12 protein-coding genes and 1 rRNA gene are annotated in these 12,960 nt (G+C 39.5%); 4 read left to right on the top strand and 9 right to left on the bottom strand.

Features of this window, described 5'->3' with window-relative positions:
- Window positions 1–109: 109 nt before the first annotated feature.
- Together narX and narL are read left to right on the top strand one after the other, a co-directional pair.
- Entirely contained in the window at window positions 110–1,915 is a 1,806-nt protein-coding gene (gene narX / locus ABN212_RS00060) for a nitrate/nitrite two-component system sensor histidine kinase NarX (protein WP_198619234.1), read from the top strand.
- A 25-nt stretch (window positions 1,916–1,940) separates the two neighbouring features.
- Entirely contained in the window at window positions 1,941–2,594 is a 654-nt protein-coding gene (gene narL, locus ABN212_RS00055) for a two-component system response regulator NarL (RefSeq protein ID WP_109374313.1), read from the top strand.
- Here narL and ABN212_RS00050 read toward each other — a convergent pair.
- On the bottom strand, window positions 2,591–3,493 hold the full coding sequence (locus ABN212_RS00050) for a LysR family transcriptional regulator (protein WP_198619233.1): 903 nt from the start codon (window positions 3,491–3,493) through the stop codon (window positions 2,591–2,593). The two genes, narL and ABN212_RS00050, sit on opposite strands and share 4 nt — an antisense overlap.
- A gap of 110 nt (window positions 3,494–3,603) precedes the next feature.
- On the opposite strand from ABN212_RS00050, the gene ABN212_RS00045 reads away from it, so the two are divergent.
- Window positions 3,604–4,044, top strand: a complete 441-nt coding sequence (locus ABN212_RS00045; RefSeq protein ID WP_109374292.1) for a PACE efflux transporter — start codon at window positions 3,604–3,606, stop codon at window positions 4,042–4,044.
- A 38-nt stretch (window positions 4,045–4,082) separates the two neighbouring features.
- On the opposite strand, the gene ABN212_RS00040 is transcribed toward ABN212_RS00045, so the two are convergent.
- From ABN212_RS00040 to ABN212_RS00010, 7 genes are all read right to left on the bottom strand, one after another.
- Entirely contained in the window at window positions 4,083–4,313 is a 231-nt protein-coding gene (locus ABN212_RS00040; RefSeq protein WP_349442668.1) for a hypothetical protein, read from the bottom strand.
- Window positions 4,314–4,417: 104 nt separating this feature from the next.
- On the bottom strand, window positions 4,418–5,215 hold the full coding sequence (locus tag ABN212_RS00035) for a sulfite exporter TauE/SafE family protein (protein WP_349442666.1): 798 nt from the start codon (window positions 5,213–5,215) through the stop codon (window positions 4,418–4,420).
- Window positions 5,216–5,398: 183 nt separating this feature from the next.
- Window positions 5,399–7,144, bottom strand: a complete 1,746-nt coding sequence (locus tag ABN212_RS00030; RefSeq protein ID WP_349442665.1) for an acetyl/propionyl/methylcrotonyl-CoA carboxylase subunit alpha — start codon at window positions 7,142–7,144, stop codon at window positions 5,399–5,401.
- Between the two features lie 16 nt (window positions 7,145–7,160).
- Window positions 7,161–8,738, bottom strand: coding sequence for a 5-oxoprolinase/urea amidolyase family protein (locus tag ABN212_RS00025; protein ID WP_198619231.1), 1,578 nt, complete (start codon window positions 8,736–8,738; stop codon window positions 7,161–7,163).
- A gap of 14 nt (window positions 8,739–8,752) precedes the next feature.
- On the bottom strand, window positions 8,753–9,559 hold the full coding sequence (locus ABN212_RS00020) for a putative hydro-lyase (protein ID WP_198619230.1): 807 nt from the start codon (window positions 9,557–9,559) through the stop codon (window positions 8,753–8,755).
- A 2-nt stretch (window positions 9,560–9,561) separates the two neighbouring features.
- Entirely contained in the window at window positions 9,562–10,347 is a 786-nt protein-coding gene (locus tag ABN212_RS00015) for a LamB/YcsF family protein (protein WP_198619229.1), read from the bottom strand.
- A 13-nt stretch (window positions 10,348–10,360) separates the two neighbouring features.
- Window positions 10,361–11,611, bottom strand: coding sequence for an NRAMP family divalent metal transporter (locus tag ABN212_RS00010; protein WP_160229930.1), 1,251 nt, complete (start codon window positions 11,609–11,611; stop codon window positions 10,361–10,363).
- 469 nt (window positions 11,612–12,080) lie between these two features.
- On the opposite strand from ABN212_RS00010, the gene ABN212_RS00005 reads away from it, so the two are divergent.
- On the top strand, window positions 12,081–12,740 hold the full coding sequence (locus tag ABN212_RS00005; RefSeq protein WP_198630452.1) for a GntR family transcriptional regulator: 660 nt from the start codon (window positions 12,081–12,083) through the stop codon (window positions 12,738–12,740).
- 145 nt (window positions 12,741–12,885) lie between these two features.
- Here ABN212_RS00005 and rrf read toward each other — a convergent pair.
- A 5S ribosomal RNA gene (rrf, locus tag ABN212_RS18820) occupies window positions 12,886–12,960 on the bottom strand; the annotation flags it as partial.

The raw sequence follows: 12,960 nt of genomic DNA, 5'->3' as shown, positions 1-12,960 counted from the left end.
CAAGTGAAATTACCTCCATAAGATATTTAGGGGTAATACTTTAGTAGTATATGACATTTGATGCCTTTTTAAGGCAAGATAGTGCCTGAATAAATTTGGAAAAATAGCGATGAGTACTCATAAAATCCAATGGCATTACCGTTTTTCAATTATTAATCAAATCGCAATATTAATGTTACTTTTCACCCTATTGGGTGTTGTGGGTATGGCGGTTTCTAACCATATTATTTTAAGTGTGCAAGGTAATGCCCATGCGATTAATAAATCAGGCTCTTTGCGTATGCAGAGCTATCGCTTGTTATCTGCTTTACCCCTAGATGAACAACATCGTTATTATCTTCACGAATTAGAAACCGACTTAGACAGTAGTGAATTACTTCAAGTCTTAAGCAATGAATCGCTACAATCACAATATGCTCAATTAAATACTTACTGGAAAGATACCTTAAAACCAACATTGCTCTATGCAAAACAACGTGATGATGCAAAAGAAGAAGTTATCTTTTTTGTTTCTCAACTCGATAAGTTAGTGTTAAGTATAGACCAGCTAACAGAGCAAAAAATAAGGATGGTGGCTTATACCCAGCTAATTTTTACTGCGCTCACTCTGTTATTACTGTTTGGCTCTGTTTGGCATTTTCGCCGTCGTTTATTACATCCTTGGCAACAATTAATGGCGATGGCGAATTCGATTGGTCATGGTGATTTTTCAGCACGTTTTCATCAGCGCGCACACCATGATGAAATTGCCACATTGGGTATCGCACTCAATACCATGTCAGAAGAGCTTTCTACGCTGTATAGTGAATTAGAAAAAAGAGTGGTCGAAAAAACGCACGACTTACAACAGAAAAATAAAGTGCTCTCTTACCTCTATCATTCAAGCCAGCAGTTACACTCCCCCGCACCGCTGTGTGCTCGATTAAGACAGATATTATTTGAGCTTCAACAAATTATTCCTAATGCGTATTTGCAGATACGCTTATATGAAGATAATCATCACACACTGTTTAATGAAATTAGTTTAGCGCCTCAATCACGCCCGCATCATTGCCCTGATCAGCAATGTGAACGTTGTGAAGATAATACGCCAATAGCAACTTTGCTAAATAGTGAGTTATTACATTGGGAATTAGCCGATCAAATCCATCGTTATGGCTTGTTTGTTATGCAGTTACCTGAAAATACGGTTTTAACGGATGAACAAAATAATTTAATGCTATTACTGACAAAACAAATTTCAGCCATGCTGGCAATGGAACAACAAAACGAGCAACAGCAACAGCTTCTATTAATGGATGAGCGTTCGGCAATTGCTCGCGAATTACATGACTCTATTGCCCAATCACTTTCCTGTTTAAAAATGCAAGTCAGCTATTTGCAGATGCAGTCAGAAACCTTACCCGATAATTGCCAAAAACTACTCAAAGAGATGCGTGAAGAGCTTAATGTGGCTTATCGCCAATTAAGAGAACTGTTAACCACGTTTCGCTTAAAACTGACTGAACCAGGATTACTTGCTGCGTTAGAAAGTACATTAACTGAATTTAATCAACGCCTTGGTTTTGCTATTAATTTTGACTATCAATTACCTGCAAAATGCGTAAATTCACATCAAGGCATTCATGTGGTTCAAATTGTGCGTGAAGCGTTAAATAATATTTTACAACATGCCAATGCCAACTGGGCGGAAGTCTCTTTATCACTTGATAATGGCATGGTTGAGCTAAAAATTAATGATAATGGTGAAGGAATTAGCCCTAACCCTGAAAAATTAAATCATTATGGTCTTATTATTATGCGTGAACGCGCAAATAGCCTAAATGGTTCTTATACTATAAAAGTACGCGAACAGGGCGGTACTCAAGTGTTTGTTAAATTTCCATTAATAACTACTCATAAAGACCCTGTCTAAATTGGAGCAAGTCGTAATGAATAATATGGGATCCTCCACAGAAAAAGCGACAATTTTACTCATTGATGATCACCCGATGCTACGCAATGGTGTAAAACAACTTTTAAGTCTTGATACAACACTAACTGTCGTTGGGGAAGCGGGAGATGGTATTCAAGGTGTGAAACTAGCTGAAGAGTTAGATCCTGACTTAATCTTACTCGATCTGAATATGCCAGGAATGAATGGTTTTGAAACACTTGATCAACTGCGATTAAAGTCGTTATCAGGTCGGATCGTCGTGTTTAGTGTATCAAACTACAGTGATGATTTAGTCACCGCCTTAAAACGTGGTGCTGATGGTTATCTTTTAAAAGATATGGAGCCGGAAGAATTACTTGCGGCTCTTAAACAAGCTGCCGCAGGGAAAATGGTCGTCAGCCCTACGTTAACCCCTATTTTGGCCGAGTCATTACGTGAAGATCGTTCTGAAGGTGAGCGAGATATTGAACAACTCACCCCGCGTGAACGCGATATTTTAAAGCTGATCGCGCAAGGGCTATCAAATAAAATGATCGCACGTAAGCTTGATATCACTGAAAGTACGGTCAAAGTACACGTCAAACATCTACTGAAAAAAATGAAGCTAAAATCTCGTGTTGAAGTTGCCGTTTGGGTTCATCAACAACGTGTAGATTAATCAAAATTAGGTACGATGGGCTGGTGAGTATTCATCAGCTCAACTAACTCTTTTGCCCCTTTTTGTAACGACTCCCCTTTTAGCCACATAGCATGAATAGGTAATCGCAACTCATTTTTGGTATTTTTAAACTGAAGCTGCTTGAGCTTACCTTTTTGTAATTGGGTATAAATCAGTGAATACGGTAAATTCCCCCAGCCCATTCCCGCTTCAACCATACCTAATGCCATTTGAAAACTATCAGTTTGCCAATAATTCGTTGCCACTAAAGAGCGTACATCACGTAATTCCTGAGTATGACTGGCAATAATGATTTGGCGAACATTCACTAAATCTTCAATAAATACACCTGCGGGGTGAGCAAGAGCTATATGGCTGGCTGATATTGTTGCAACAAGTGATTCAGAACCTAAATATTGAAATTGCTCATCACCATTAACATACATTCCACCATAAACTAAGCAGAGCTGTATTTTACGCGCATGTAGCATTTCAATTATGTCATCTTGTGCAGCTGTTATCACATTCACATTAAGTAACGGATAACGTTGCGTTAATTCAGATAACGCAGGTAATAAATAATCAGGATTAATATCAGCCGCAACACCAATATTTAAGACACTTTCGAGATCCATCGAAAGCTCTTGTGCATGCACTTGTAATAATTTTAATTGCTCTGCAATCATTCGGGCATGGGGTTCAAGTGCTTTGGCTTTTTCTGTGGGCTGTGGCTCTCGTGATGAACGCTCAAAAAGTGCATAACCTAATTCAGCTTCCATATTCGCAATTGCCATACTGACTGCTGATGGAACGCGTTTTAATGAACGTGCAGCCGCAGAGAAAGATCCCTTATCCATCACGGCTAAAAATATCGCAATATGTTCACTTGAGAACTGCATGTTCACTCCTGATGTTTCAGTCAAATTGATACTAGCTAACTTTTTCTATCATTCTTACTGATTTATCTTACGATGCTTAACGACACAGATCCACAGAAAAAGAGAGCACAATGCAAGGTATCAAACGAAAAATTGTCTACGTGACAGCTTATGAAATTTTTGGCTGGGTTATTTCATCAGTCGGGCTTGCACTTTTGGCTGATAGCTCAACAGCAGTAACTGGCCCATTAGCGCTTGTGATCACAACAATCGCGGTGAGTTGGAATTTTATTTATAACTGTCTATTTGAATTTTGGGAGAGTCGGCAGGTTTCAAGAATTCGAACATTTAGACGTCGCCTAGTACATGCGATTGGGTTTCAGCTAACACTGGTGCTCTATTTAATTCCGTTAATAGCATGGTGGCTTAATGTTTCGTTATGGCAAGCGTTAGTGATGGACTTTGCACTGATCATCATCATCCCTTGTTATACCTTCGTTTATAACTGGGTATTTGACAAAGTGTTTGGCTTACCAAAATCTGCATTACCTGAAAATGCGCCCGCTGCCTAAGCAACAAATTAAGTAAAGAGAGTGATCCCAATAACGGATCACTCTTTAACAGGATAGATATCTTCTAACGCAAATTGTTCAATACCACCCTCTAACTCGCAACGACCTAAACCAATATTTTTGTCATCAGCTGTCATTCTTCTTAGTAATTTACCTGTCACTTGGGAAAGCGTTGGATCAATTTCAATCACACGGTAATACTCTTTCATATAACTCTCTTCACCCAGCGCCATATAAACTAAAAACTCATCACCTGTTTTAATGTTCATCTCGTTTTTACTTACTCTTAATAGTTAATCTAATGATGATAGAATAAGTTTAGTCTAACTAAAGGTAATAAGAGAAAGATTGACTCACTCGATATTACATTAAGTTAATTTATTAATTTCCAACTCATCATAATGATGCTGATCAGAATAAAAGACAGTGTTAAATATTGGAAAAAACGCTCTGATAAATACACAAGTAAATAGCGTGCTAATGGAATAGAGAGTAATGAGCCTAAGCAAAGAATAAGTGCCGTGTGAACATCGGTATAACCACCAGCACTATAAGCGATAGCTGATCCACCAGAAAGGATCGTGGTAATAAAAATAGAAGTGCCGATTGCCTCTTTAATCCCCATTTGTGCAAAACGCATTAACACAGGCAACACCACTAATCCCCCTCCTACGCCAGTTGCACCAAGTACAAACCCAGCACTTACTCCCGGCACAAATAAGGAAGAAAAAGTAACAGAAGAAGGTGCCGATAAAGGGCTCAATGGAGCTGAAAGTGATGATTTTCTTATCATTCGCTGTAAAAATAAGAACAGCGAAAATACAATAGCCACAATCATTAAGATATTAATTGCAGATTCAACACGAGCATAATATTGAGGTTGTGATCCCAACCATGTCACGCCATAACTCGCTAAAAATGTCGTAGGAAACATGATCCCCAAAATCAATAGTGCAGGTTTTAATGGAATATTGCCTAAACGAAAATGGATATAAGAAGATGAGAGTTTCATTAGCATAGAAAGTAAATTTGCTGTCGCAACTGCCGCTAGTGCATTCATACCAAAAAGATAAATAAGAACTGGCAATAAAATAACACCACCGCCAACACCAGTTATTGTAATAACTAACCCTATCGTAGCGCCAATAAGCAGTTGTGTTACAAGCAACATCTTATTTCCTTTTTGCTCAAAATTTCACAAGCTTCGATTATAGGCAAAATAACTTATAACCAAAAGGAATTAGATATAACAAATAGGAATATAAATTTCATTGTTATAAAAAAGCTCCTTAATATGAGGTTTATTCATATTAAAGAGCTCACTTTGAAAAAAGATATTTTATTGATTAATCATTTAGTTAATTTCAGCCAAAATGGTTTCTGCTGAAAAATAATCACCTGTTTTCGCTTTTTGCAGTAACACACCATTACGAGAAGCCACAACCTGAACTTCCATTTTCATGGCTTCCATAATAGCAATGACATCGCCTTCTTTGACTTTGTCGCCATCAGATAAAACCCAGCTATGTAATACACCAGAAATAGGTGCAGTGACGGCTTTTTCATTCTCTTCTTTCTCATGGCTCGCACCGATTGCTGTCGGTATTACCGCAGAGAGAGAAAGTAATTGAGCAGGTAAAGCTAATTCGTGACGACGACCATCAATTTCAATAAAAGTACGTACTAGCTCTTCATTTTTTGCCTGTGTGCTACGAGGGAAATGGGTATTTTTTGCCTGAAAATCAGTTTCAATCCAACGAGTATGCACTTTAAAGTTTTTAGTAAAATCAGTATGCTCCATCATTTCACAATGGAAAGGCAATACACTTGCCACGCCTTCAATTTTAAATTCAGCTAATGCTCGACGAGCACGAGAAATAGCTTGTTCACGCGTTGCCCCAGTGACGATTAATTTCGCCATCATGGAATCAAATTGACGTGAAACCTGATTATTTTCAGCAACACCACTATCTACACGAATACCTGGACCTGAAGGCTGAGAGAAATGCGTAATTAAACCCGGTGTTGGCAAAAAGCCTTTGGCGGGATCTTCTGCATTGATCCTAAATTCAAAAGAGTGACCGCGTGGAACGGGGGTTTTATCAATACTTAGTGGTAAACCTTCCGCAATACGTAATTGCTCAATCACTAAATCAATACCTGCGGTTTCTTCGGTAACTGGGTGCTCAACTTGTAAACGCGTATTTACTTCAAGAAAAGAGATAGTCCCATTAGCACTTAATAAAAATTCAACTGTACCTGCGCCCACATAGCCCGCTTTAGCGCAAATATCTTTAGCTGATTGGTGAATACGTTCACGTTGTTCATCTGTTAAATAAGGTGCTGGTGCTTCTTCAATTAACTTCTGATTACGACGTTGTAATGAACAGTCTCGCGTTCCTACAACCACAACGTTACCCAGTTTATCTGCAATAATTTGCGCTTCGATATGGCGAGGTTTATCTAAGAATTGTTCGACATAACATTCACCACGTCCAAAAGCTGTTACAGCTTCTCGTACTGCTGAATGATAAAGCTCTTCAATCTCTTCCATTTTATGGGCGATTTTTAAACCTCGACCTCCACCACCAAAAGCAGCTTTAATGGCAACGGGTAGACCATATTGTTTAGCAAAATCTAGAACCTCTTTGGCATCATTAACAGGATCAGCCGTACCATTTACAAGAGGAGCACCAACAGATTGTGCAATTTTGCGAGCTTTCACTTTGTCGCCAAGTACTTCTATCGTTTCTGGGTTAGGGCCGATCCAAATAAATCCCGCGTCTTGTACCGCTTTTGCAAAGTCAGCTCGTTCAGAAAGAAAACCGTAACCGGGATGGATCATCGTGGCATTGGCTTTATGGGCAATATCAATAATTTTATTAATATCTAGATAGCTCTCTTTCGGCAAATTACCATTGAGCCCATAAGCTTCATCAGCAAGACGAACGTGCAGTGCATCAATATCATCATTGGCATAAATAGCGATGGAAGTCGCGCCATAGTCCTGACAAGCTCGAATAATACGAACAGCGATTTCGCCTCTGTTGGCAATCAGTACTCTATGCTTCACTCGTTGTTTTTGGTTAATTGTTGTCATGAGTGGCATTCTCCTATCAATATTCTTGAAATTCGGTAATTGGATTAAAACGAATTTTAGCGTTAACAGGGATCTGCCCTGCGAGTGGTAAGTGATATTCAGCAACAGCGCCGATAACAGGGTATCCTCCTGTTAAAGGGTGATCGTTAAGGAACAAAACAGGTTGCCCATTAATCGGAACTTGAATTGCACCAATGCAAGTGCCTTCGCTCGATAGCTCTTGTTGTTGCTCTCGTGCCAGAGGTATTTCGCCCAACAGACGTAACCCAATACGATTAGACTGTGGTGTCACTTGCCATAATTGAGACGTTAACGTCTTTATTGCATCCGTTGTAAACCAGTCTGTACGAGGGCCTAGAACAACATCCAGCGTAACGATATCGCCTTGTTTTGGCAGTGTTGATGTAGGTTGTTCCTCAGCAATAATCCCATTTAGCGTACTTTCGTGATTAAGATGAAGCACGTCACCTTCTTGTAAAGCATTAGGACCAATTTGCGCTAAAGTATCAAACGCATGGCTGCCTAAAACCGCTGGTAATTCAAAACCACCTCTAACGGCTAGATAACTACGTACACCCGCTTTTGGCATACCTAAAATAATTTCATCACCACAACGAACATCTATAGGCTGATAACCTGATAAATATTCGCCCTCACCCGATTCATGTTTTAATAAAATAGAACAATCTGCACCGGTTAATGCAATCACACAGTCTTGTCGTGCTTTAAGCGTCAATCCACCTTGCGTTATTTCAAGCGCCACAAATGAGATAGGATTACCCACTAGACGATTAGCTGCATGTAAGGCTGGCTTATCGAGTGCACCTGAAGCAGATACGCCCATTGATGCCGCACCAATACGCCCTTCATCTTGAAATAAAGTTTGTAGCCCCGCTGAAATGACATATAACCCTTTATCATTTAACGAGAGCTGGGAAGCTACTGCTGATTTTTTCTCAGGTAATGAAACTGTTACTGGGGATTTTTGGGCATCAACAAAATGCACTTCATTACCTGGTAATAAAAAGGCAGGTTGTTCACGAGAAAGATCCCACATTTTTATTTCTGTGGTGCCAATTAATTGCCAACCACCTGGGCTTTGTTGTGGATAAACACCACTAAACTCACCGGCTAATCCGACAGATCCAGCAGGAATTCGTGTGCGAGGTGTTTTACGGCGAGGCACATAGAGCTGCGTTTCATCGGCAATCAAATAAGCAAAACCTGGGGCGAAACCAGTGAATGCAACCTGATAGGTTTGTTCTGTGTGCCTGCGGATCACCTCATTGGTAGCGATCCCTAATAATTCAGCGACCTCATTAAGATCTTCACCTTGATAATGAACAGGGATCGTTAATGATTGTGTTTGACGAGCTGATATCGCTTTGACTTCTAATTGTCGAAGCTGACACACAAGTTCTTCAGCCGTGATTAGCCACGGCGTATAGTGAATTAAGAGTGTTTTTGCCGCGGGTACAATATCTTGAATAGCAGCAATATTCGCTTGTTTGACAGATTCATACAATGCGAGCGTCTCTTTCAAAGAAGAAAGCTCAACTAATAAGTGAGATAAATTAACGGGTAAAAAGCGCAAAGTATCTTCCTCCTTTATACGTGATAAGCCGCATCAGGCACATCCGTAATAAACATATGTCCCGGAGAATGACTTAAGGCGAAAGGTACACCTGAACGCATAACTGCCGCTTGTGGAGTTACACCGCAAGCCCAAAATACAGGGATTTCACCTTGTTCAATTCTTACTGGAGAACCAAAATCGGGTGACATAATGTCTTTAATACCCAGCGCTTCTGGTGAACCGATATGAACCGGAGCACCATGTACAGAAGGAAATCGACCACTGATCATTACAGCATCAGCAACTCGGTCAGCAGGAATAGGACGCATCGAAACCACTAACTCGCCTTCTAATCGCCCAGCAGGGCGACATAAGCGATTCGTTTTATACATCGGAACATTGCTGTTATCTGTGATATGGCGGATTTCAATGCCCGCTTCTAACATTGGCGTTTCAAATGTGAAACTACAGCCAATAAGGAAAGTGACTAGATCCGGATGCTGTGCCCAAATCTCAGTGGCATCCGTAATTTCATCAACTAATTTGCCATCTTCCCAAACACAGTAACGGGGAATATCAGTGCGTAGATCAGCGTCTTTTGCTAAAACAGTGCGATAACTTCCTGATTCACACACATCTAAAATAGGGCAACTTTTTGGATTACGTTGAGCATAAAGCAGAAAATCAAATGCCCAATCACGCGGCAAACTAATCATATTAGCTTGTGTCATTCCTTTTGCCATACCCGCTGTTGGAATATCCAAACCATTGCGAATGGCAAGTCGAGCTTCTTGTGCTTTTGTGATTGCCTCAGGTGTTGCCTTCATTAAATAAGTCATTTTTACACCTCATTGTTCAGTGAAGAAGGGGCAAAAGGCTTAATGCTAACACCATGATTAATTAAAATTTCTTTTACACTTTTGGCAAGAGCTACAGCATCTGGGCTATCACCATGAACACAAATAGAATCAGCCTGTATCGTGGTAAAAATACCTTCTATAGATTCAATTCCACCTTCTTGCACAAGGCGTAACATGCGTTGTGCAACAAGTTTGGGATCATGTAAAACGGCACCCTCTTTTTTGCGAGAAACTAATGTGCCATCAGAATGATAAGCTCTATCTGCAAAGGCTTCAGCAATCACACGAAGCCCTTTTTCCTTTGCAAGTTCAATAAGGGGTGATCCGGCTAAAGCAACTAATATAAGTTGTGGATCGATGGAGAGGATCGCATCAATAACAGCAAGTGCTTGACGTTTATCATGAGCAATAGTGTTATAAAGCGCGCCATGAGGCTTAACATAAGTCACACTCATTCCAACCGCTTTAGCTAATCCTTGTAATGCACCTATTTGATAAATCACATCTGCGGTTAATTCATCACTGGCGATATCCATATTACGGCGACCAAAACCCACTAAATCAGGATAAGCGACGTGAGCCCCTATCGCGACATTGTGTTGTTTCGCTGCTTTTAATGTTTTTAAAATTCCATCTGGTGAACCTGCATGAAAGCCACAAGCAATATTTGCACTACTGACAATTTCAAGCACTGCATCATCATTGCCCATTGTCCATTGACCGAAGCTTTCACCTAAATCACTGTTTAAATCGACTGCTTTTATCATCGTTATTATTCTCTTAAGCAATGTTGAGGTAGTTGAAAATAGCACCCACGGACATAATGCCCATATACCAAGTCAGCGCACAGACAAAAATACCAGACCACAGTAGCCATGCAGGATATTTATAACCATTCATGAGATCTTGGCGGCGCCATGCAACAAAAATGAAAAGTGTCATACCAATAGGTAAAATGAGTCCATTAAAACCACCGGCAAAGACTAATAATGCAGCCGGTGCAGTTCCCATTACCATATAAATGGCGAGTGAAATAGCGATGAAAATAATGGTTGCGATATTACGTTGACGCTCAGTAACACCTTCTTTAAATACAGTAATAAATGACATTGAGGTATAAGCAGCACCAATCACACTCGTTAATGCAGCAGCCCATAAAATAAGGCCAAAGATGCGTAATCCAGTTAAACCCGCTGCATGTTGAAATGCTTGAGAAGCTGGATTTGCTGCATGGCTAGAAATATCTAATGTTACGCCACTGGCAACCACACCTAAAATGGCAAGGAACAGGATATAGCGCATTAATCCAACGACTAAAATTCCCTTGGTTGCAGCGCTTGATACCGCATCAATGTTCTCAATCCCCGTTGTTCCTTTATCAAGGAGACGGTGAGCCCCCGCATAACAGATATAACCGCCTACGGTCCCACCAACAATTGTAGTGATCGTAGCGAAGTTAATTGCATCAGGTAAAACAGTTTGTCTTAATGCTTCACCTACTGGAGGATTAGACGCAATCATGACAAAAACCGTCAGTAGGATCATAACGATACCAAGAACAATGATCATACGATCAATAAAGTTACTGGCTTTGCGTGATGAGAAAATATAGATCGCAAGTAAAGCACTTAAGATCCCGCCCCATTTAGGATCAAGACCAACCATTGCATTAAGCCCTAAGCCAGCACCTGCAATGTTACCCACGTTAAATACTAAGCCGCCAAAAATAACTAATACAGCAAGTAAGTAGCCACTGCCAGGTATTGCTTTGTTAGCAATATCTGAAGCTCGCATGTTGGTAACCGTGATCACTCGCCAGATACTTTGCTGAACAACATAGTCGATGATGATTGATGCCAAAATACCAAACGCAAATGCGGCTCCCATAGTGGCAGTAAAGGTTGCAGTTTGAGTAATAAAACCTGGCCCAATTGCTGACGTTGCCATTAAAAAAATGGCAGCTATCAGAGAAGAACGTCTATTTTTTATAAACGTATTTGATGTTGTATTTGCAGTGTCTTGTGTAGCCATGAGCTACCCCCTTTATCATCATTATTTTAATTATTATTACTAAGGCAATTAGCGTGCCATTGTTGAGCATGAATACGTAATTGTTAATCACCTGATATTAGATTGTTGAACAATTAATAATAATAGATGAATAAATAAGCAAATAGATTTAAATATGGGATGATAAAAGTGCAAACAAGATCGCATTTTTAACATTTTATTGACAATTATGACTCGTTAATTAGTCATGAATATGCACTTAAATGAGGCATAAAAAGATCAAATGCACAAAAATAGTGCGCTAATATAGAAGGAAAAATATGTTTAATCACTAAAATATCGTAAGGAAAAATTAATTTTTTTTGATGGAAATAAATAGAAAGTTATATTCGATACAGTGAGAAGTACGACAGAGTGGCATAATAGAGGTTATATATTACAAAACACACTGATAGAATAGACGCTTCTATTAAGCTAATAGCAGAAGATAATGCAGAAAAAAACATCTCCACAAATTCTTTCTCAAAAAGTTGCAAATATTATTCGGCAAAAAATCACTATTGGAGAATTACCTCCTGGCGAAAGATTGTCAGAAACTGCATTAAGTGAAACGCTAGAAATATCGCGTAATACTTTAAGAGAGGTTTTCCGCGTTCTTACCCAAGAAGGGCTTTTGACTTATAAACCTAATCGTGGTGTTTTTGTTTCTGTACCAGATATGGCAAGTATCATGGATATTTATCGTGTAAGACGATTAATTGAATGTGATGCTCTACGACATTCTTATCCCATGCATCCCGCTATTGTTAGAATGCAAGATAGTGTTAATCAAGCAAAAATTTTTCAAGAACAACAAGATTGGAACGGTGTAGGAACCTGCAATATGCACTTTCATACCGCGATTGTTGAGCTTTCAGATAGCCCTAGACTGTTTAAACAATACCAACTTATTCTAGCTGAATTACGTTTAGCATTTGGCTTACTCAATGATCCTCAATTACTACACGCACCTTATATTGAAAAAAATGAACAGATTTTAATGCTGTTGATGGATGGAAAAGCACAAGAAGCCGCAACAACAATGGAAGACTATTTAGAAATTTCAGAAAGAACAGTACTCGCTGCATTTTCTCGTCATAACTTTTGTTAAAAGATCATAAAAAATGCCCTAATTTAGGGCATTTTTATATTCAGAATTTAGAATAATATTTAAAATTCACTGATTTTTGATCTTTTTAAAAACCCCAAACGCAAAAAAGCCAACCCATTGGGTTGGCTTTCTCGTCTTATTTAATGCCTGGCAGTTCCCTACTCTCACATGGGGAGACCCCACACTACCATCGGCGCTACAACGTTTCACTTCTGAGTTC

It is taken from the genome of Proteus genomosp. 6 (assembly GCF_040139785.1).
Classification (GTDB): domain Bacteria; phylum Pseudomonadota; class Gammaproteobacteria; order Enterobacterales; family Enterobacteriaceae; genus Proteus.
The sequence above is the reverse complement of the archived record's forward strand: the minus strand, read 5'-3'. Positions and strand labels throughout refer to the sequence as shown.